The 19,752-nt window shown below is 59.1% G+C and carries 19 protein-coding genes and 2 riboswitches; of the genes, 10 read left to right on the top strand and 9 right to left on the bottom strand.

All coding sequences use genetic code 11. The features are described from left to right. Positions 1-27: 27 nt before the first annotated feature. From WBP07_RS20730 to WBP07_RS20745, 4 genes are all read right to left on the bottom strand, one after another. Complete coding sequence (locus tag WBP07_RS20730; protein WP_395396318.1) at positions 28-1,281, bottom strand: MFS transporter; 1,254 nt, start codon at positions 1,279-1,281, stop codon at positions 28-30. Then, a complete protein-coding gene (locus tag WBP07_RS20735) occupies positions 1,278-1,856 on the bottom strand; it encodes a MarR family winged helix-turn-helix transcriptional regulator (protein ID WP_395396319.1) in 579 nt (192 codons plus the stop codon). Before WBP07_RS20735 ends, WBP07_RS20730 begins: the two co-directional genes overlap by 4 nt. Positions 1,857-1,996: 140 nt before the next feature. Next, positions 1,997-2,956 (bottom strand): Dyp-type peroxidase, encoded by a 960-nt coding sequence (locus tag WBP07_RS20740; protein ID WP_395396486.1) that lies wholly within the window; start codon positions 2,954-2,956, stop codon positions 1,997-1,999. A 515-nt stretch (positions 2,957-3,471) separates the two neighbouring features. Beyond that, positions 3,472-3,735, bottom strand: coding sequence for a hypothetical protein (locus WBP07_RS20745; RefSeq protein WP_395396320.1), 264 nt, complete (start codon positions 3,733-3,735; stop codon positions 3,472-3,474). Positions 3,736-4,191: 456 nt separating this feature from the next. On the opposite strand from WBP07_RS20745, the gene WBP07_RS20750 reads away from it, so the two are divergent. The 8 genes from WBP07_RS20750 (at position 4,192) to WBP07_RS20785 (ending at position 12,814) form a co-directional block, all read left to right on the top strand. Beyond that, on the top strand, positions 4,192-4,482 hold the full coding sequence (locus WBP07_RS20750; RefSeq protein WP_395396321.1) for a plasmid stabilization protein: 291 nt from the start codon (positions 4,192-4,194) through the stop codon (positions 4,480-4,482). Between the two features lie 899 nt (positions 4,483-5,381). After that, positions 5,382-6,275 (top strand): SDR family oxidoreductase, encoded by an 894-nt coding sequence (locus tag WBP07_RS20755; protein ID WP_395396322.1) that lies wholly within the window; start codon positions 5,382-5,384, stop codon positions 6,273-6,275. A 262-nt stretch (positions 6,276-6,537) separates the two neighbouring features. Continuing rightward, complete coding sequence (locus WBP07_RS20760) at positions 6,538-6,891, top strand: hypothetical protein (RefSeq protein WP_395396323.1); 354 nt, start codon at positions 6,538-6,540, stop codon at positions 6,889-6,891. An 18-nt stretch (positions 6,892-6,909) separates the two neighbouring features. After that, positions 6,910-8,277 (top strand): ATP-dependent DNA ligase, encoded by a 1,368-nt coding sequence (locus WBP07_RS20765; protein ID WP_395396324.1) that lies wholly within the window; start codon positions 6,910-6,912, stop codon positions 8,275-8,277. Between the two features lie 5 nt (positions 8,278-8,282). Beyond that, on the top strand, positions 8,283-8,675 hold the full coding sequence (locus tag WBP07_RS20770) for a GFA family protein (RefSeq protein ID WP_395396325.1): 393 nt from the start codon (positions 8,283-8,285) through the stop codon (positions 8,673-8,675). Positions 8,676-9,432: 757 nt separating this feature from the next. Next, a riboswitch (Fluoride riboswitch) is annotated at positions 9,433-9,494 on the top strand. Between the two features lie 58 nt (positions 9,495-9,552). Further along, positions 9,553-10,374 carry a universal stress protein gene (locus WBP07_RS20775; protein ID WP_395396326.1) on the top strand — a complete coding sequence of 274 codons (822 nt, stop codon included), beginning with the start codon at positions 9,553-9,555 and terminating at the stop codon, positions 10,372-10,374. A 140-nt stretch (positions 10,375-10,514) separates the two neighbouring features. Beyond that, positions 10,515-10,574: riboswitch (Fluoride riboswitch) on the top strand. A gap of 352 nt (positions 10,575-10,926) precedes the next feature. Next, a complete protein-coding gene (eno, locus tag WBP07_RS20780; RefSeq protein ID WP_395396327.1) occupies positions 10,927-12,213 on the top strand; it encodes a phosphopyruvate hydratase in 1,287 nt (428 codons plus the stop codon). Between the two features lie 382 nt (positions 12,214-12,595). Then, positions 12,596-12,814, top strand: coding sequence for a hypothetical protein (locus WBP07_RS20785; protein WP_395396328.1), 219 nt, complete (start codon positions 12,596-12,598; stop codon positions 12,812-12,814). Positions 12,815-13,147: 333 nt separating this feature from the next. Here WBP07_RS20785 and WBP07_RS20790 read toward each other — a convergent pair whose 3' ends face one another. After that, positions 13,148-14,458 (bottom strand): alpha/beta hydrolase family protein, encoded by a 1,311-nt coding sequence (locus WBP07_RS20790; RefSeq protein ID WP_395396329.1) that lies wholly within the window; start codon positions 14,456-14,458, stop codon positions 13,148-13,150. Positions 14,459-14,518: 60 nt separating this feature from the next. On the opposite strand from WBP07_RS20790, the gene WBP07_RS20795 reads away from it, so the two are divergent. Beyond that, positions 14,519-15,031, top strand: a complete 513-nt coding sequence (locus tag WBP07_RS20795; protein WP_395396330.1) for a MarR family winged helix-turn-helix transcriptional regulator — start codon at positions 14,519-14,521, stop codon at positions 15,029-15,031. 383 nt (positions 15,032-15,414) lie between these two features. Here the strand turns inward: WBP07_RS20795 and WBP07_RS20800 are convergent, their stop codons facing one another. Both WBP07_RS20800 and WBP07_RS20805 read right to left on the bottom strand, forming a co-directional pair. Then, positions 15,415-16,713: an O-acetylhomoserine aminocarboxypropyltransferase/cysteine synthase family protein gene (locus WBP07_RS20800; RefSeq protein ID WP_395396331.1), complete on the bottom strand. Its 1,299-nt coding sequence runs from the start codon at positions 16,711-16,713 to the stop codon at positions 15,415-15,417. Positions 16,714-16,901: 188 nt separating this feature from the next. After that, complete coding sequence (locus WBP07_RS20805; RefSeq protein WP_395396332.1) at positions 16,902-17,102, bottom strand: hypothetical protein; 201 nt, start codon at positions 17,100-17,102, stop codon at positions 16,902-16,904. A 1,103-nt stretch (positions 17,103-18,205) separates the two neighbouring features. Between WBP07_RS20805 and WBP07_RS20810 the strand changes: the two genes are divergently transcribed. Continuing rightward, a complete protein-coding gene (locus tag WBP07_RS20810; RefSeq protein ID WP_395396333.1) occupies positions 18,206-18,604 on the top strand; it encodes a DUF6869 domain-containing protein in 399 nt (132 codons plus the stop codon). A 149-nt stretch (positions 18,605-18,753) separates the two neighbouring features. Here the strand turns inward: WBP07_RS20810 and WBP07_RS20815 are convergent, their stop codons facing one another. Both WBP07_RS20815 and WBP07_RS20820 read right to left on the bottom strand, forming a co-directional pair. Further along, positions 18,754-18,975 carry a hypothetical protein gene (locus tag WBP07_RS20815; protein WP_395396334.1) on the bottom strand — a complete coding sequence of 74 codons (222 nt, stop codon included), beginning with the start codon at positions 18,973-18,975 and terminating at the stop codon, positions 18,754-18,756. A gap of 110 nt (positions 18,976-19,085) precedes the next feature. After that, positions 19,086-19,289 carry a hypothetical protein gene (locus tag WBP07_RS20820; protein ID WP_395396335.1) on the bottom strand — a complete coding sequence of 68 codons (204 nt, stop codon included), beginning with the start codon at positions 19,287-19,289 and terminating at the stop codon, positions 19,086-19,088. Positions 19,290-19,752 lie beyond the last annotated feature (463 nt).

The following is a 19,752-nucleotide window of genomic DNA, read 5'->3' on the forward strand; positions in this document are numbered from 1 at the left end:
TGCCAAGGCGCCGTTCCTCGGGAAGCTCTATTCGCCCCCGGTTTTCGATCCGGCAATTCTGCCGCGATCGCTGTGCCGCAGGACATAGGCTGCACCTAGGATCGCCGCGATAAACGCAGAGCTCGCACCGACTCCGAGCGCCCAACGCGGCCCCGCTTGGTCGGCAATATAACCCACGACAGGTGCGCCGATCGGGGTTGCACCCAATGCGACGCCGATCCGCAATGCCATGACGCGCCCCCGCATGGATGGCTCCGTTGACAGCTGGATCAGGGGATTTGTGGCATTGACGAATACGAGATAAGCCACACCAATCACTGCAAGCATCCCCGCGAAGCTCCAATAATTCGGTGCCACGCTTGCGAACGTAAAGCCCGCCCCTAGCAGTGTAGCGCTCCACACCAGTGTCATGAGCGTAGGGCGACCCGAGCGGACGGCGCATAGGACGCCCAACAGCGAACCGGCGGCCATGATCGAGGAAAGCATTCCAAAGCCTTGGGCATCGGCGTGAAAGACTTTTACGGCCATCGTCGAGATGAAGATGGGAAAGTTAAGTGCGAATGTCCCAATCAGGAAAAGCATCGCGAGAATGACGATCAGATCCTGGCGCCCACTGACATAGGTTAGCCCCGCCCTGAAGCTGCCGGGCGTACGCGCATTCGGGGTGCTGGCATGATGCAGCTCGTTTTTCCTCAAAAGCAGCAGTGACGTTACCACGGCCAGGAAAGACGAACCGTTAAGAACGAAAGCCCATCCCAAGCCTACCACCGATATCAGCAGGCCCGACACGGCTGGTCCTACAAGGCTTCCGAAATTGAACGAAAAGGTGTTAAGAGTGACCGCATTGTGCAGATCGTCATCGCCCACCAACTGAGAGACGAAGATTTGCCTCACTGGTGCATCGAACGCCGCAGCACAGCCGAACAGGAAGGCAAACATATATACCTGCCACAGGCGGATGACACCCGTCCAGGTCAGCGCCCCGAGCACGATAGCCAACACACCCATGCTCGCCTGCGTCGCGATAAGGAGCTTTCGCTGATCAGAATGATCTGCTGCTGAGCCCGTCCATGGCAGCAGCAGAAGTTGCGGCGCAAATTGAAGCGCCATGACGATGCCGACCGCTGAAGCACTGTGCCGCGTCAGCATTACCAGAACCAACCAGTCCTGCGCAGTTCGTTGTACGCCGGTCCCGATGTTCGACACCAGTGCTCCGGCCGCCCAGAGTCGATAATTCGAATGCCGAAATGATGTGAACGCCCCCGCCACTCCCATTTTCATTCCGAGGCTTGCGGATTATTCGCGCCGGGCTGCACAATGAAATCCTCGCCACTCGCAACGATGCGAAGGATGAGAGGCATGGCTTCAGCGAGAGTCGCCAGCTCTTCAGGCGTGAGCCTGGTCTGGATGGCGTTTGACAGCCAATCCTGCCGACTGGCGCGGCCCTTGGTCAGCCACGCCCGGCAGTCGTCCGTCAGCACCAGCAAGGTCTGGCGGCCATCCGACGGATCGGATGAACCCGAGATCAGGCCGGCCCTCTCCAGCGCCGCCACAACCGTACCCATCGATTGCGATCGCATGCCTCCGGCGCGAGCCAAAGCGGAGACCGTAGCCGCGCCATGATTTTCAAGGTGGTGCAAGACGGCAACCTGCGAGGGCTTCAGGTCGCCTGCATCGGAATTATCGTGAAGGCGCCGCTTTAGCTGCCGAGCGAAAAGCCGAAGCTCTTGTGCGAGCGTGTCGGCAGACAAGAATTCGCTTCTGTTTCCACTTGAGAACATGATGCCATGTACGGCATGGCCAGCTACCTGTGAAGGTATCTTCCTAAATTGCCGAAATAAAAGGTTGGCAGACATCACATCGCGCAATTCCCCATGTTGATCCCGCTTGGGCAAGTCTGAGCTCGGAGCTTGCCCAGGAATGCGCCGAAGGCATGGGGCCGGCCGGCGCCCGGCGTATGCCCGTAAGAGGCCTGCGAGGCGCTTTGAACTTGAAGTCAGCCTTCACAGAGTTGGGTCAGTACGCGGCGTGACGGGACAAAGAACGTCGTGCCGGTCTTCGGTGTCGAGAAATCCAGCAGGCGGTCGTAGCTGCCGGGCGGATCGCCAACGAACATTCGCTCAAGCATTTTCTCGATTACCCATAGGCGACGCGAATAGCCAATGAAGTAAGTGCCGAACTCGCCGCGCGCCGGGCTGCCGAAGGGCATGTTGTCACGCAGAATGTCGTGCTCGACGCCATATTCGTCAACGATCGTCGCCAGCGATTTGTGCGACTTGCGCGGGGCTTCATCGTCGTCGATCTCGACATTGTCGACGATGGTGCGGCCGATGATAGCTTGCTGCTCAATGGGGCCAATGGCGCCCCATGCCGCCAGATCGTGCAGATATTTCTGCACCACGACGTAGCTTCCCCCGGTGAAATCGGGATCTTCGTCGCCGACCAGCGCCGCTTCGGAGATGTCGCTTCCGGCAGGATTGGCAGTACCGTCGACGAAGCCGAGCAGATCCCGCGCGTCGAAGTAGCGAAAGCCTGAAACCGCATCGACGATGCTGACGGCTTCGCCGAGTGCAGACAGCAGCAGCCGTTCGAACTCGAAGCAGAGGTCAACGCGCTCTGCCCGAATGTGGAACAGGATGTCCCCCGGCGTCGCCGGCGCGTGGTGGACCGGTCCTTCGACCGGCTTGAACGGATGCAGTTCGGCGGGCAGTGCATCGTTCGTCAAACGGCGCCACAAGTCGTGTCCGAACCCGACGACGCAGGACAGGCGTCCGGACAGGTCGCGGAAGCCGACTGTCTTGATAAGGTCGTCGATGGAAGCTACCGTCTCGCGCACCTTGGCGATCGCGGCGTTATCGTTGTGCGCGGTGACGACGAGGAAGACCGCCGATTGGGACAGTGGCGCCTCCACGCTCTGTGCGTCGATCGGCACGCGTTCCCATGTCTGCCCGCTCATTGCTCGCCCCTCACTTTTTGTGGTGTCCTTCCTTTCTTCAATAGCAGGCAAAAGGCGAACGTCACGCTGCCTTGTCGTGTACGAATGGCCTCGCGCCTTGAGAACGGGCCGTTTCTCGGCTCTTGACGCGGCGTCATGGCTCTGGCGTTCGGTTGGCGAACTCGGCCTTCTGCATGAGGCGGAAAAAATCCGGCAATCTCCCGGCACTTTGTATCGCAGAGGAGGCCAGTTTTGGATCATCGGCAGGATAGGGCGACTTGAAACTTGGAGCTGCCGTTCGACGTCGCCTTTCAGCCAGCGCGATGTCCAGCCTCGGGTGATCGGGGCGCCCGGATCGCTCGGGCAAGATTCCTGCTTGTTGGAGGACATCGGCGGCGTGGAAACGGCCGGCATTCAAAATTGCCTACCTGCGGGCAGGGTCTCGCAGGCGGGCCCAAAAGCCTGCCAGCTGTCCGAATTTGCAGTTGTACACGCCTCGCCGTCTTCGCTCAGGCGGTCGCATGCCGTTTGATGTGCTAACCGTCTACTTCGGGGGCGTAAGTTGCCGGGAACTCGGGAAAGGGAGTTTCTCCTCCCTCTGTACCATAGCCTTCGGTGGTGTGGCCTTTGACCACATCGACGAGCATGACCGGGCCCGAGTTGGTCCAAGAGTGCCCTATCCTGTCGACCTTGTACCAACCGTCTCTCAATTGAATGAGTTCGCCGGCAGAGGGGGCTCGAAGGAACGGCGTATTGGTTGCAATCTGCTTGCCTGCAAGAAAGATGTTCACATTGTCCATCGGCTGCTCTCCAGTGAGCTGACAATTCTCCCGCGTGACGCTGCCTTGCAAACTCATTCGAACCCGCAGCGTTCCCGTAAGGACCAAAAGCTGTAGGCTTGGGTGGGACGTTTTCATCGGGTTCGCTGGCGCGCCAGGCTTGAGACGCGCTTCACGTCCCCTACCAGATGCCGACAAGATCAGAGGGAAATTTCACGATGCGGTGGGCAAGGAATGACTCACACCCTAATCCTACGGAATGCCGACGGGGAGCCTGGGCCTTACCCGCCAATATCCGGCGTTCTACATGGAAGGGAGGCTGCAAAGCTGCGGTCAGAGCCTTTTTGTGAATTGAAGGGATCTCACCGAGGCCGCCCTCCGCTGGCGGGAAGAAATGGCCCGCAAAACTGGAACGATGAAGCGACAGATCGGTTTTCGGTAATGACGCGGAGGGTGGATGCTATAAGGAGGCTGACGATGCCGCGAGGCGACAAGTCGAGTTATACCGATAAGCAGAAGCGCCAGGCCGAACATATCGAAGAAGGTTACGAAGACCGGGGCGTTAGTCACAAGGAGGCCGAAAGCCGCGCCTGGGCGACAGTCAACAAGGAATCGGGCGGCGGCAAAAAGTCTGGCTCCGGCCGCGGCGAGAAGGAAAATCACGCCTCTTCGCGCAAAGGCGGACAAAAGAGTGCCTCAGGCCAGAGCCATGCGAAGCGCTCTGCTGCTGCGAAAAAGGGTTGGGAAACCCGGCGAAAGCACGGCTGATGTCGATTCACAAGATGCTCCAACTCCATCCCGATGGAGGAGCCAGCTTTAATGAACTGCTTGCGACAGCAGCGCGTCATGCCATGTTCTGCGCGCAAATGTGCGCTAGCTGCGCGGACGCCTGCGTTGCCGAACCAATGGATATGGCGCAATGCATCCGGGCCTGTACTGATTGTTCCGATGTCTGCGCGGCATGCGAACGGCTTGCGGTGCGTCGCACCGGTGAGAATGTCCTGGCGCTCCGGCTCATGCTCGAGACTTGCGCGCGAATTTGCGAACTCTGTGCTGGGGAATGCGAGCGCCACGATCATGGTCACTGCAAGCTTTGCGCTGAAATGTGCCGCGAGTGCGCCGCTGACTGCCGGGCGGCGCTGCCAACCCTTGGCTGAACCGTGGCTACCGGCTGGAAAGTCGGTTTCCGTGCTAGCCGGCATCTGCTGGTGCGCCTCGTCTCGATAACAGCTGCTATCGGCGGGCGGACTTGTTCAGTCAGATCAAGTCGACCTTGCTATGCTTGGCATCATAGCGGCGAGGAAATGTGAGAGGTGATCGCAAATGAGCGGAGGCTGGGCGATATCCGCGGGCTGCCTCGCCGGGTTTCGACAACCATGATCCTCGCCACCGGTTCGAGTAATTATCTCTCATCGCAAGGCGGGCAACGCAGGGGTCACGCCACTTTGTAATTGCGTTCCTCGCATCGCCTTTTTCCGGTGCGGTGCGCGTCTGGTTGTAGTGACGCGCTTTCAGATTGTGCAAGACCTCAGCATTCAGCTCAAATGAGACTGTCCTGCATGATCGAACTTTCGACTTCGGCTTGGAACCGGATCGCCTCTTTCTTCTTAAGTTCCTGTATCCACCGGCTCTCAAGGGCCGTGCAGATAAATCAGACAGGAGCTCCCATGGCTGACCGACTTGCGCTGCAAGACCCCCGAACACAGTATCCGAAACCGCCTTTTCCCGAGCAGCCACAGGGCGCGCCCGGTATTGCCGGTGAAATGGATCCCAAGCCCGATCACGGTGAAGAAAGCTATGTCGGCACGGGGAAGCTCAAAGGCCGCAGGGCTTTGATTACCGGCGGCGACTCGGGCATCGGACGTGCTGCGGCAATCGCCTACGCGCGCGAAGGTGCTGACGTTGCGATCTCCTATCTTGCCTCTGAGGAGACCGACGCACAGGAAGTCGTTGCCCTGATCGAGGCAGAAGGCCGCAAAGCTATCGCGCTACCCGGCGACATCACCGACGAAGCATGGAGCAGGCAACTGGTCGAAGAGGCGGTCAGCGGACTGGGGGGTCTTGATATCCTCGTCGTCAATGCCGGTCGGCAGCAGTTTCGCGAAGATATCGGCGCAGTCAGTTCGGAGGATTTCGACAGGACGCTCAAGACCAACCTCTATGCGCTTCACTGGATCGCGCAGGCCGCAGTGCCTCATCTGCCTGCAGGCGCGTCCGTTATCACCACAGCTTCGGTGCAGGCTTACGAGCCTTCCGATATCCTGCTGGATTACGCCACGACCAAGGCGGGCATCGTCGCTTATACCAAGGCGCTTGCCAAACAGCTTATTAAAAAGGGCGTCCGTGCGAACGTAGTGGCACCCGGTCCGTTCTGGACGGTGCTTCAGCCAAGTGGTGGGCAGCCTCAGGAGAAGGTCAAGGAGTTCGGCCAACAAAGTCAGTTTGGACGTCCGGGTCAGCCTGTGGAGATAGCCCCGGTCTACGTGCTCCTCGCCTCGCAGGAAGGTAGTTACATCACTGGCGAGGTCTACGGAGTTACTGGCGGGGCTGGCGTCGCCTGATGCCAAGTATCCGTCTCCGCAATCCGCAATCCGTGGGACAGGGCTTGAATTCCAGCCGGATCCCAGCGTGTCCGGCAAGGAACCGTGCGGGGCATATTTGATGAGTGGGCCCCAGGTCTGATCGGCAATCACGATTGCATCAGGCTTGCGGAGGCGCGTAATCGCGCCGGGCTGACCCGCCTTCATTCGTGGCCGGCGGGAACGCTCCTGCCTGCGGAGGGGTTTGGCTTGTATGATCGATTGGCCCTCTCCACCACCACAAATGGCAGACGTGCCAAAGCACGGCGGTCACATGAGCCGCTATCCGGTTACACCCGATGGTCGCTATTTCATCGTGGGGGGGCGCCTTTGGCGCATGTCCGATCCGCGCCTTACGGCGGCGGCGCGCAAAGCATTGGTCAGCGAGCTTATGGCCGCACGACGGGCGGTAAATACCGCGCGCCGAAAGGCAGATCGCAGTGCGGAGGACGCAGCTCACGCCAACGTGGACAGGGCAAAGCGAGCGCTGGGCGAGCGGGGGCCGGCGTGGTGGAATGATGGCGCGCCTGACCTCAATCGCCGCATGGCGCACACCACTCCCTATGCGCGGTGGTATGCTGGCCTCGCCGATGCCTGATTGTGGAGTCACATCATCGTGATCGAGCGCTCTACGTATTTGCAGCGCGATACCGTCAGGCCTCTCGTAAAGCCGCCGGTCGTCCCGATGGAGGCCCTTCTGGTAGGAGACCTTCCGCAACCACCAGGCTGGTGTTATGAACCCAAGTGGGACGGGTTCCGGGCGCTCATCGAGCGCAAAGGCGAAAGTATCGAAATCTGGTCAAAGTCCGGCAAGCCGCTGGGGCGCTACTTCCCGGAAGTGGTGGATGCCATTTCCACGATCCGAAACGAGCGACTGCTTCTCGACGGCGAGCTGGTCGTTCCGATGGGCAATCACCTTTCATTTGCGGCATTACAGGCGCGCCTTCATCCAGCAGCCTCGCGCATAGCCCGGCTTTCCCGAGAGACGCCGGCGCAGGTCATCCTCTTCGATTGCCTTGGTAAGGACGACGAGGACATGCGCGCAGCGCCGTTCAGTGAACGCCGCGCTGCCCTCGAAGCGCTCCATTCAAACCTTGGTCGAAGCGATGTCATATTGTCGCCACTGACGACCATCCCTGGCGAGGCTCAACGATGGCTCGCGGCGAGCGGAGGTGCGCTCGACGGGGTCATAGCCAAGCAAAGTGATCTGCCTTACCTCCCGGGCCAGCGAGCAATGCGCAAAGTCAAGCAGCGCCGCACTGCCGACTGCGTTGTGGGGGGCTATCGCAAAGACGCGAAAGGACGCGTCGCCTCACTTCTTCTCGGTCTCTACGTTGTTCAAGGAAGGCTCGATCTTGTCGGTTTCACGTCAGCTTTCCGGGCGACTGAGAGAGTTGCGCTGGCAACGAAGGTCAAGGCGCATGAAGGCGGCCCCGGCTTCACTGGGCGTGCACCAGGCGGGCCAAGCCGCTGGAACCCGGACAAGAGCGGCCATTATGTCGCGCTGAAGCACGAACTGGTCGCGGAGGTTGTTTACGATCAGGTAACCTCCGGTCGGTTCCGTCATGGCACCAAGCTGCTTCGTTGGCGTCCCGACAAGGCGCCCTGCCAATGTACCGGCGATCAATTGATCCGCGAAGTGAAGCCCGCCGAACTGATTGAACTGGGTCGCCGGCGGCTGACCATCAACGGAAGTGGGGAACCGAGCCTTCGTGCCAGCCGTTTCAGGAACGAAGAGCGAACGAGGGATGAGCACATGGCTGAAGAATTACGCAATCCTAAACTTGACGAACATCCCCGATCGAACACCGAAAAAGATCCGGCCGACTGGGTCTCGGGCGATGATCCCATGACGGGCGCGCAGGCTTCATACCTCACTACTCTGTGCGAAGAGGCGGGCGAAGACTTGCCGCCCCGGGACCTTACCAAGGCGGAGGCTTCCCAGCGGATCGACGCACTGCGGGCCAAGCTTGGTCGCGACTGACGGAGATGGATCAGGTAACTGGCGGATGCCTGTGCGGATTGGTCCGCATAACGGCGGTCGGCAAGCCGTACCGCGTGGGGATTTGCCACTGCCTCGACTGCCGCAAGCATCATGGGGCACTGTTCTTTGCCGCCGCTATCTTCCCACAGGGGGCCGTCAGCGTCGCCGGCACGACCAGCAACTACAACGGCCGGCATTTCTGCCCTCGTTGCGGATCATCGGTATTCGCGCGGTACCGCGATGAGGTGGAGGTACATCTCGGCGCTCTCGATGCACCGGACCGATTTGCCCCATCATACGAGAACTGGACGGTTCGCCGCGAAGCCTGGTTGCCCGCTTTTCCCCTCGATCACAGCTATGCACGCGATCGTGAAAGTCGCGGCAGATCCGATCGCTGAACGCTTGCCGGCGCCCCCGGGACAGCGTCCCCTCACTCCTTTCCATGTCGGGTGCCGGCCTTGCGGCAGACGACGCGGTTTTGTCGTTGACAATAGTACCCGTAACCATCGCAGTCCGCGCCCGCCCGAACGCGGCGATGCTCTCCAGATTGCGGGCGGCATCAACCTGCCTTGCAGCAACGCCTGTACAATCTCTTTTCGGACCATGGAATTCAAGCGGAGAACTGCCTAGTGCCCCGCCGCTCCGGTAATCTCAGGGGGCCGGTGAGGAAAGGTAGCCGGGCGGTGTTTTCGCAGGCGAAGGGTGAATGCATCATGGAATGCCATCGCGTAATCACAAGCATTACGGCTGTACCGATCACCGCCGCGTGATGAAACTTGGTGTCGAAGTCAGCAATCCAGGAAGATGTGTGTCAAACTGACCGACCCGTGCGATGTGCGGGAACGCTCTGCGCGGGCCACTGAGATCTGCTCTCCATCCAGGTCCTCGTATACATATACGTGTGACATTGACCATCGACCCAAGGGGGGTGACAGCGAAGACACAACTGCGCGGGAACTGGCGGCAGAAACCGAGTGATTTCGTCGGAGGCGTAGTGATTTGCCTTCTACGCAAATCCGCGGGCGCTGCCGACGAAGACAACGGCCTGTCTCATTCTTGCAGCCCTCGGCCCCGCTGCGCAGCGATGCGTAAAATGAGCTGCGATCCAGTACGCCTTGCGTAGCGGATAGGTTGCAATCAGGCCGGGTTTGTATATTTTGAAGCGGGGATGGAGTTCCCCTTGAACCGCCGAAAAGGCTGATAACTCCTACTGAGTACCTTTGGGGTGCGGGTAGGAAGAAGTGCCCGCTCCTGCATCACAAGAGGAGAGGGCCTGTGACCACCAAACTGCTTGCCGTCATAGCAGAGGCTGCGACTGCGCCAGCTTGTCTTGACGCTGCTGAAGCTGCCGGTCACGCGATCCGTGACGCTTCGATTGAAGCGCTTCATGTGGTGGTCGATCCGGCCAATCTGATCACCGCGCCAGAAGAAATTGCAATCCAGAGCTTACGCGATCGATACGAAGGGACGGCGAGGGAACGAGAGGCTGAAACACATGCGGCCTATCAGTCATGGATAAACGATCATCCCGATGCCGATATACCGCTGCGTTGGAAGGAGCGTTTCGGTTCCGAAGAGCAAAACCTCGAAAGCGAGGCACGGATATTCGATGTGCTCGTACTGGCCCGGCCGACGAATATGGACGGAGGCGACGCCCTGCATGCAGCATTTCGCAGGGTGCGCCATCCCTTCTTCCTTGTCCCTTCGAAATGGCGGTTCAACTACCGGCAAAGCTTTGCAGAACACATCGTAGTGGCATGGAATGAAACAGGGCCGTGCCGCAAAGCCTTGGTAGGTGCTCTGCCCTGGTTGCGCGTCGCGAGAAAAGTCACGCTGCTTCGGATTGCGAAAAGTCCGGAACTCGCTGGATCCGCCGAAGATCTGCTCGACCTGCATGGCATCCACTATGGTGTCCATCTTGTTCAACGGGACAGCCATAGTCTAGGTGACCAGATCGTGAGCGAGGCACGCTGTCTCGGTGCGGATCTGCTTGTGATGGGCGCTTATCGCCGCAACGAGTTTATAGAATGGCTCTTGGGTGGGACGACGCGCCATGCCCTTGCTTGTTGTGATCTTCCGTTGTTTCTCGCACATTGAGAACCGGGCTCGCTCGATACGCCAGCTGCGGGCGTTCTTGCCATCGACGATCAGGAAACTCCGCGTTGCCGTTATCCAATGGAGCGATGACCGCTTGAGATGGTTGACCTCGAAGGGCTCCCCGAGCGGGGCCACGTACATCGTTGAATGGGGATGGAGTCCCCTATAACCGCCCAACGGTTGATGACCCCTACCGCGATAGCGCGGCGGAGTGTGTCGTGGCCGTGCGGGCTGCCCCTGCAGCCTGAGAGCGGCGCACGCCGTGCGATCTACCGCGACGCGGAGGCAGGCTGATGATTCATGTGCGGGCTTTCTTAAGATGTCCGGCCGTCGCCAGATGGAGCGAAGGTTCGATGGCATCGTCTCGGTCGGCGTATTCGAGCACGGTGGGGGCGCGAGCCATTCGACTGCGCGCTGTGGATGGCGCTCGACGGCCTCACCGCAGCGCAAGTCGCGAACTTCAACCTTCTTGCGGGCCTACGATCCACTACACATCGAGCGAGACGACAGCCATCGTCGGCCGCTCGGTTCTTGCCTGACCGGAGGTAGCTCATGTCCACTAGTACTCGCATCGCCAATCTCCACGCCCGCGAAATCCTCGACTCGCGCGGCAACCCCACGCTTGCCGTCACGCTCGTCCTCGAGAGCGGCTTGGAAGCGGGCGCCGCCGTTCCCTCCGGCGCATCAACCGGCACCAATGAGGCGGTCGAACTGCGCGATGGCGATCTTGCCCGCTACGGCGGAAAAGGCGTTCTGGCAGCCATCAGGGGGGTCGAAGGCCCAATCGCCTCCGTCCTTCGGGGGCATGATGTTTGCGATCAGGTCGCGCTCGATCACGCGATGATCGCCCTCGATGGAACGCCGAACAAGGGCCGCCTCGGTGCCAACGCAATTCTCGGGGTCTCGATGGCGGCGGCGCGTGCGGCTTCGGTCGTGGAGGGTGTGCCGCTCTACCAGCAACTCGGCGGGGAGGAGGCCTGCCTGCTTCCAATGCCGTCGATGAATGTCCTCAACGGGGGCAAGCACGCCGACAGCGGCCTCGATTTTCAGGAGTTCATGATTGTGCCCCTTGGCGCGCCGACCTTTGCCGAGGCGCTTCGCTACGGGGCGGAAACCTACGCGGCGATCCGGTCGATCTTGCACAAAGGGGGCTTCAAGACGGCCGTGGGCGATGAAGGGGGATTCGCCCCTGCACTAGAAAACAATGAGGCGGCCTGCGAGCTGATAGTCGAAGCGATAGAGGCGGCGGGCTACAGGCCCGGCGAGGACATAGCGATCGCGCTCGATCCCGCCGCGTCATCCTTTGGCGAAGGCGGGATCTACAATCTCGCGCGGGCGGGCCAGGGCCGCCTTGATCGCACCGCCATGCTCGCGCTCTATGGCCGCTGGATCAACAGCTATCCGATCGTCTCTATCGAGGACGGCTTTGCGGAGGATGATTGGCAAGGCTTTACCGAGCTGACAGCCGCGCAGGGCCAGCGCATTCAGGTGATGGGCGACGATATCACCGTCACCAATCCGAACTTCATTCAAAATGCGATCGACCTCAAGGCGATGAATGCGGTCCTGATCAAGCTCAACCAGATCGGAACGGTCACCGAGACGGTCGAGGCGGTCGCCCTGTGCCGCAAGGTCGGGTGGCGGACAATGGTCTCGCACCGTTCGGGCGAAACCAATGACGACTTCATTGCCGACTTTGCGGTGGCCTGTCGGGCGGGGCAGATGAAGTGCGGCGCGCCGTGCCGAGGCGAACGCCTCGCAAAATATAACCGGGTGCTCGACATTGAACGTGCGCTGGGCAAGCGCGCAATTTTCACCAACCCCTTCGCCAACGCATGAAAGGAGAGCAAAGGGAAAACCATGAAACTCGTTCTGTTCCCGCGCGGCCAAGAGTATTGCGCAGCCGCCCTTGCGGGGCAGAACGGAAGGGCCGCTGACCGATTTCGGCCGAGGAGGCCGCAACCACGACGGTCCGGATGCCGCGGCAACCGGAGCGGGAAAGCCAACCCGGCAAAGCAAATATCTGGCAGATACCATTCCTGTCCCGGCTTTTAATCGGCCCCTCAGGCGGTGAGGATTGCTTTGCGTGAAGTAGGAGCGGTGTATCGGCGCATACCATGGAATTCTCCAATCGCCGACAGATCGCGGATAAAGATGCGGACAGCGCCGCACGCGTGCCATATGAGTTAGCACCATGGGTGCATACTAAGGGAGTAAGGCCATGATTCGCAAGATGATCGCTGCTGTAGCAATCGTAGGTATGCTGGGCGCGACGCCCGCTCTCGCGGCGAACAGTTGCCGCGATGCCAAGGGCAAATTCGTCAAGTGCCCGAACTCAGCCGCCGCGAAGAGCGGGTCTGCCTCGATTGCCAAAGGAAAAGATGGCAAGTGCCGTTACACCGCAGGTCCCAACAAGGGCAAGTTCGCCAAGTGCCCGTGAGATGACGCGGTGCAGGCATGGTGCTCGGCACCATGCCTGCAGATCCGCGCTCTTATGCGTCCTCACATCCGGTCGCGTGCGATCGTGATCGAGCCCTGTTTGAGGAAAGTCTTAGGCGCGTCGCAGCTTCAGCGCTGATCTCATAGCCAAACCAAGCCAAATCCTTCGAGCGTCTTTGGACGCTGCGTGGCTCACTGTGTCGTCGGCGTTCGCTCACCGACAACCTGACGTGTTTTGCCCTGCCGACGACAGTTGGATGGCGATAGTGCAAGGGCTTTGGGCTCTTCCTGCGCTGCGGACACCGGCTTGAGCCTTCGTTTTTGATAGCGATCTCTATTCGTCTGCTGTCCGAGGCGGATTCACGAGTCTTGCACCATAGTTTCGGCGGACGCGGCCTGTCATAACGAAGTCCCGCATCATCCCGAAGTAGCCGTCAGGAGCGCGGGTGGACAGCCGCGTACCGTCGGGGGCGAGCTCGTATCTGTACATGCCGTGATCTGTGCCGGGAAAAACCGCAGTGGTAATAGGGCGCCCGGATTGAGCTAGCGCGGACAGGCGATGTTCGGTTTCGTTACTGGGCGCAGTTTCATCGTCTTGCGCCAACAACCACAATTGCGGTACGGTCAGGTTGCGCAGTACCGGCAGAGGATCGTAGTAGATTGAAATGTTCGGGGCCAGTGACGGGCCTTCGCGGCGCAATTGTCCTTCCGGCATGTCGAGGATAATGCCAACAGCGCTTCCGCGCACATCGTGGAACCAGGCTTCGCTGCCGTAGCGCGCGCGAACTTTCGACAGTTGGTCGTAACCCGATTGGAAGTTGCTATCGATCAGCGTCTCCACAGTCCGGGAAATTTCCATGGCTTTGGAAACTTCCTCCGGACCGTAGCCGCGGCGGGTCAATTGCGCAGTGATTAACTCATGCTCCGCGTCTGCGACGGATACCGCAAGGCCGAAGCTGACGATGACGAAGTCGACAGGTTCTATCCGCGCAGCCAATGGCGCCACCCATCCACCCTGGCTTGCGCCTTGATAGCCGACGCGGGAGATGCGATCGCCGCCTAACTTCCTCGCGGCGTGCAGCGCGGCAATCGCATCAGTCGCCAGAGTTGCATAGTCTTGCGTATATTGTCCGCTCGAGGCACCGGTACCGCGCTTGTCATATACGAAAGCGCCGATCCCCGAAGCAGGAAACATCCTTTGCATGGAGTACGACTGAAGCGCCGAAGAATGTTCCGCTCCATGTACAAGGATAACAAGCGGTACCCGCTGTTTACCTTTGGGCATCACTAGGCGTCCGGCCAACACTGCACCATTTACCTCGAACGTGGTGTCGGTCACATCGAAGGCAATGCGATTGCCGCGGCGCCTATTGAAGATCATCTGATGGCGCGCGCAATCGAAGGACAACTCATTTCCGTCGGGCCGTCCGGTCCAGCCCAATGTGCTCTTCCAGCGGGCATTGTGCATTTCAGTCAACTCGCCGGTCGTACCGTCCGGTCGCCGCCATCGGAGATGATCGCCCTCGCCGGCCGCGATATCGACAATCGTGCCATCTGAAAGGAGGTAGCTGCCAACCGCACAATTTTCCGCTGGAGGTGCAGCGCCCGTGAGGATGAGCAGGATGGGCAGGATCAAGGATTTCATCGCCGTTTCCCCGAAACAAAGCTGGCAGCCGGCTGCTTTTTATGTAAAGCTTTACGCATTATGTCAAACAGCGATCTTGAACCTGCGCCAGCTGAGGATTTCATTCGCCAGCAGGGACCGGCCTATCTCGCCCATCTCCTGCGGCGCCTCGCAGACGAACTCATCCGCGGCGGCAGCCAATGGTATCCCGAAGTCGGCGTAACAGCACCGCCCAGAACGACCTCCACCTTGCTGGCACTAGACGAGCGAGGGGCGCTGGGCGTGACCGAGCTTGCCTCGTTGTTAAGTCAATCTCATCCGCTGATCATCGATTGGTGCCGGCAGCTAACGGCGCTTGGCTTTATCGAAACACAGGCAAACTCCCGGGATCGACGGCGTTCGATTATCGCTCTTACCGATGCCGGGCACAGCGAAGTACAGCGGCTACGAAAGGCGCTTGTGATCATGGAACGTGCATCCTGTGTGCTTATGGAAGAACAAGGATCTGATGTTTTCCAAAATCTCTGGCGCATGGAGGACGGGCTCCGGCAGACGAGGTTTGTAGACAGGTTACGCCAAGCCGCGCAGGCTTAGCCGCGGTAGGACAAGGGGCTCAGCTGCACTGCGCCGCACGATACGATCCTCGCATCGATTCATCGAGAGGCTTGCCCGATCAAATCTTCCCTGGGATGGCGTTTCGTGGTCGCGCACAGGTTACGAGGAAATGCCCAACATAAGCCTTTGTAGAAAAGCCTGTTCGCAGGGACGGTTCGTGTCCGGCCCGTGTCCCGCATAGCGGATTCGTATACTCCGCTCGCTGTGTTGTGGTCTCGACCGGCAGATCGCTGTCCCCCCGTCGCTCCTTTGAGACAACGGATGCGCGACGGGGAGATGGCCATCCAGTCACCGAGAATGTCCTCCTTTGAAGAGGAATTCCCGGCGCCGATCGGTCAACGATCTTGTTCGGAGCGGGTCGCTTATGCGGCGGCCTTGTCCAAGGCCTGTTCCAGATCGTTCAAAATATCGTCGATGTGCTCCAGCCCGATCGATAGCCGTATATAGCCCGGGGAAACGCCCGTGGCTGTCTGTTCTTCGGCGCAGAGCTGTGAATGCGTGGTGGATGCCGGATGGATCGCCAAGCTGCGGGCATCGCCGATGTTGGCGACATGATAGAAGAGTTCGAGCGCATCGATGAAACGTCGTCCAGCGTCGGCCCCGCCAGCGAGTTCGAAGCCGAGCAGCCCCCCAAACCCTCCCGTCAGGACTGCGGCTGCACGTTCCGCTTGCTGTCCGGTTTGAAGTGAGGGGTGAATGACGCTCAGGACATCGCTGCGTGCTTGCAGGAATGAAGCCACTTTCACAGCATTCTCGCAATGACGTACAATGCGCAGCGGCAGGGTTTCCAATCCCTGAAGAATCTGGAATGCATTGAAGGGCGAAAGCGCAGCGCCTAGATCGCGCAGCAGAACCGTCCTGGCACGCAAAACATAGGCGATCGGCCCCAGCGGCTTGGCCGCCTCGCTCCAGATTGTGCCGTGATAACTGGGATCGGGTGTATTGAGCAGCGGCTGACGTTGCGGAAATGCGCTCCAGTCGAAATTGCCGCCCTCGACGATCATACCGCCGATTGAGGTCCCGTGCCCGCCGATGTACTTTGTCGTCGAATAGACGACTATCGCGGCACCGTGGTCGAAGGGACGGGCGATCAGGGGGGCGGCGGTGTTGTCCACGATCAGAGGAATGCCCATCGGCCGCCCGAGTGCTGCGATATCTCCGATCGGACATACAATCAGTTTGGGATTGGGGAGGGTCTCCACGTACCAGGCTCGGGTTCGCTCGTCGCTGGCATTGGCAAACGCCTGCGGATCGGCTGGATCCACAAAGCGAACTTCGATCCCCATGTCTCTCAGGGTATTGGCGAAGAGGTTCCATGTTCCGCCATAGAGGTCGGTTCCGCTCACGATATTATCACCCGCGCGCGCCAGATTTTGCACGGCAAAGGCCGAGGCAGCTTGCCCTGACGCCACTGCAAGCGCCGCTGCGCCGCCTTCCAGCGCAGCGATGCGTTGCTCGAGGATGTCCGTTGTTGGGTTGCCGAGGCGGGTATAGATATTGCCCAGTTCCCTCAACGCAAACAGATTGGCGGCATGATCGGCATCGCGGAACTGGTAAGAGGTCGTCTGGTAGATTGGCGGTGCTACCGCGCCCGTGGCAGGATCGGCACGCCAGCCAGCGTGCAGGGCAAGGGTTTCCGGGCGAAGCCTGCGTTCCGTCATTCGTTCATCCTCTTTTTGGTTCTCAAACATCACATGTATGTCGTGCCTACTGGCGGGCGTTTCGGCAGAGCCGTCTCGACATTTTCGTTGCCCTCTTTTCCTGCGTACTCAAGGCTAATCGAGAGTGGCTGTAATCCGGAAGATTCGCGGCAACAACGAGCAAGGAGAACCGCTCTTGGCCGAGGGAGCTATGCGGCTGCCTGAAGCGAGCCACCATCGTCGTCGGCGAGATCACGAAGCCAGAGGGCGATCTGGTCATGCAAGGCGCGATAAATGAATTGCATGCGATGGATTTCGGGTAGCGTCGCTTGATTGGTGTCGGCCACGACAATAGCCAGCTCCAAGCGTTCACTCTCCCTCATAAGATAGCTGAGGAAATTTTCTGCCATCGGTGATCCTCGTGATCATCATGCGAAGGGTGTTCTGGAAATGATTCTGCAGCAGACTGGTTGCGAGGCATCCGATCTCCTGTGATGGGAGAAACTGGTAGGGACGTTCGAAGCGCGGCAAGCCAAAATCACTTATATTACTTGTCTATTTTCGCTCAATACTCGACAAGATCGAATAATGGTAATTTAGGAAGAGGCTTATCGTCTTCTTTCATCCCATTCCGCCTTGTAGTAGGTCTTTCTTTGCCGTTCGCGCTATCCTAGTCATGACAGTAATTTCAAGCGGCTCGGATACATCCTTGTACGGCCCGCTTTCGGTCATTGATTTTGCAGAAACGCCTGATTGCCCGGAATTGATACACTTTTCGCCGTTTTTTCCTTGAAATAGCCGCATTTGTGCTCTTAGCCGCCAGCAGCGGACCACTACATCGAGCCCGCGGGTCGCAAGAAAAGAGAGGTTCGCACCCGCATCGGTGCGGACCTCTCGATCTCACTTTCAATGTACCGCAAGTTGCCCATTGGCGATCAAACTCGAGAGGTCGAGGTATCGTTCGGCAGGATGATTTGCTTGCCAGCTAGCCGGCCCCTCGGCCGGCGCGGTGGTTACCTTGACGGTAATTGCGACGGGCGAGAGCAGCGGGAAGAGGAGGGGTCGCCAAGAGGCGGCCCCTCCCCTGTCGCCCGACATCACCCAGGGCAGATGTAGCCGAGCTACGACCCGTGATACAAACAGTGCTGGCCCAGCAGAGTTCCTGGGTGGCCAACAGGGCAACGTGATGCCGCGCCTTCGGAACGGCCAACTGTCCATCGGTGCAACTTACAATGGTTAGTTTAGGGTCTTGGCCATTCAGCGCTCGGATCGTAGCAACGTGAAGAAAAGCACCCGATATACGTAATGCCACTTCGAATTATTCTAGAATCCGGATCATTTTCGATAGGATAGCTGGCAGCGCAATTGACGCCATTCGGGACGGAAGTGCGCACACGAACTTCCCGCAGAAGGAAGCTCCACATCAAAATGCCATATTGCGCAATATTCATTTCGGGAACGTTTTTGGACATGGTAATTTGTGAAAATTGCATTTATTTGGTAATCTCGGTCGATGGACCCGAAGAAGCTGGCATCGGATTGGATTACTTTTCTCCCGCACATGCCGGACGTCTCGGATGACGTCCGAGATCGGGCCTGGGCGATATATGATTTAACGGAAGATGATCCTGCCGTAGCGTGGGATGCGATCAAGCATGTCGTTGCTAGATATACGTTGCAAGAACTTCTTGCGGCTGAGAAAAATGAAGCTCAGCGAATCGTCGAATGTACTGCCTCAGGTCCGATAGAAAAACTGTTGATCGCTCACGGCCCGCGTTTCATCGGCGCCATGGAAACGGAGGCCCGGCGTGATCTCCGGATGGCGTGGGCTCTCGGCGGTGTATGGCGCAATTCCATAAATGAGGAAGTCTGGCTGCGAGGGCGGCGGGCTGCAGGTGCCAATCAACGTTAGCGCGCGGCAATACTGTGCCTTTAATGTCGCGCTCCGCAACGGCGAGACATTGATGGACCTACTCCGACACATCGAGCCTCGGATTGCAGGCGAGCGCCATTCGTATAGTGGCCTACTCTAAAATCGACGAGTGTATCGCCGTTGATTGGCTAAATTGGCACACAATGCACGGACGGGCTATGAGGCGGAACCATTCCAGATGGCCGGCGGATGGTGCAGATTCTCGTAGTGCCTTTCAAAAGTTCGGCATTTCGGCGTCCGGCTTCCCGGCGGGCAATAACCAGCGCCGCATTGAGATCGTCGGCTTTGAATTCGAGTCGCTTGGCAACCCCTTGCCCGTCATCGGAGAACCTCAGTGCGTAGATATTCATCTATCTCCTCCATCAGCGAGGGCAAGTCCGAATGGCCTGCGAAATGAATTGTATTATGAGCTTTTGAGAGCGGACCGGTAATCCCCCGGTCCGCTTTTGACGCGGATGTCCTACTGTCGGTCGATTCGCCAAACCTCACCCAGCGTTTGTCTGATCGCGCAAAGTTTGCGTGATCCCTGCCAGAGTTCAGCCCGACGGCGCGGCTTTTCCTGCGCGGCAAAAGTCAGGGCCGCCCCTGGATCGCTGGCTTCGAACCGGACATCCTTAGCCGGGCCGTTGCCGTCTTCCGGAAACTTGAGCGTGTACATCGACATGGCATTCTCCAATGGCGCAAGCTCTTCGAGTAAACCCACAAGCATTCTTGAATCCATGTATGGAATGATCCAGCGTCTCTGCGACGGAACGCGCGTTCCGGACGATAATCTGTAGCTGTAAGCCGCGATTGCCCGGATCTGGTCAGGATCGATGGAGTGCGTGCTAGATATGACTCCGCCTCGTGTTCTGCGATTCGGGAGGGGCGGCCAACCAAGCGGAAGTCCATTGGAGGTGTTACAGAAAAAGTCCGATGGGTTGTTCGAGTCGGACTAATTCCGACGCGTTGAAACTGCCGCTGCGCCAGTAACTTGCGTCCAGGGGAGGATCGGCGTCACCAACTGTTCTGCCGCTCGAGACAGTGCTCGGTCGTACCGAGGATCCTGCCGAACAGAAGCGAGCCCGCTTCCCGACACCCTCTAGGCATCACAACGAGCCCGGCATTTGCGTCGGACTAGAAACGGC

This window comes from Novosphingobium oxfordense (assembly GCF_044029435.1).
Classification (GTDB): Bacteria; Pseudomonadota; Alphaproteobacteria; order Sphingomonadales; family Sphingomonadaceae; genus Novosphingobium.

Bases quoted from the DNA above. Each gene is read 5' to 3' on its own strand.
- WBP07_RS20730 (WP_395396318.1), bottom strand. From the start codon at position 1,281: ATGAAAATGGGAGTGGCGGGGGCGTTCACATCATTTCGGCATTCGAAT.
- WBP07_RS20735 (WP_395396319.1), bottom strand. From the start codon at position 1,856: ATGTCTGCCAACCTTTTATTTCGGCAATTTAGGAAGATACCTTCACAG.
- WBP07_RS20740 (WP_395396486.1), bottom strand. From the start codon at position 2,956: ATGAGCGGGCAGACATGGGAACGCGTGCCGATCGACGCACAGAGCGTG.
- WBP07_RS20745 (WP_395396320.1), bottom strand. From the start codon at position 3,735: ATGGACAATGTGAACATCTTTCTTGCAGGCAAGCAGATTGCAACCAAT.
- WBP07_RS20750 (WP_395396321.1), top strand. From the start codon at position 4,192: ATGCCGCGAGGCGACAAGTCGAGTTATACCGATAAGCAGAAGCGCCAG.
- WBP07_RS20755 (WP_395396322.1), top strand. From the start codon at position 5,382: ATGGCTGACCGACTTGCGCTGCAAGACCCCCGAACACAGTATCCGAAA.
- WBP07_RS20760 (WP_395396323.1), top strand. From the start codon at position 6,538: ATGGCAGACGTGCCAAAGCACGGCGGTCACATGAGCCGCTATCCGGTT.
- WBP07_RS20770 (WP_395396325.1), top strand. From the start codon at position 8,283: ATGGATCAGGTAACTGGCGGATGCCTGTGCGGATTGGTCCGCATAACG.
- eno (WP_395396327.1), top strand. From the start codon at position 10,927: ATGTCCACTAGTACTCGCATCGCCAATCTCCACGCCCGCGAAATCCTC.
- WBP07_RS20785 (WP_395396328.1), top strand. From the start codon at position 12,596: ATGATTCGCAAGATGATCGCTGCTGTAGCAATCGTAGGTATGCTGGGC.
- WBP07_RS20790 (WP_395396329.1), bottom strand. From the start codon at position 14,458: ATGAAATCCTTGATCCTGCCCATCCTGCTCATCCTCACGGGCGCTGCA.
- WBP07_RS20795 (WP_395396330.1), top strand. From the start codon at position 14,519: ATGTCAAACAGCGATCTTGAACCTGCGCCAGCTGAGGATTTCATTCGC.
- WBP07_RS20800 (WP_395396331.1), bottom strand. From the start codon at position 16,713: ATGACGGAACGCAGGCTTCGCCCGGAAACCCTTGCCCTGCACGCTGGC.
- WBP07_RS20805 (WP_395396332.1), bottom strand. From the start codon at position 17,102: ATGGCAGAAAATTTCCTCAGCTATCTTATGAGGGAGAGTGAACGCTTG.
- WBP07_RS20810 (WP_395396333.1), top strand. From the start codon at position 18,206: ATGGACCCGAAGAAGCTGGCATCGGATTGGATTACTTTTCTCCCGCAC.
- WBP07_RS20815 (WP_395396334.1), bottom strand. From the start codon at position 18,975: ATGAATATCTACGCACTGAGGTTCTCCGATGACGGGCAAGGGGTTGCC.
- WBP07_RS20820 (WP_395396335.1), bottom strand. From the start codon at position 19,289: ATGTCGATGTACACGCTCAAGTTTCCGGAAGACGGCAACGGCCCGGCT.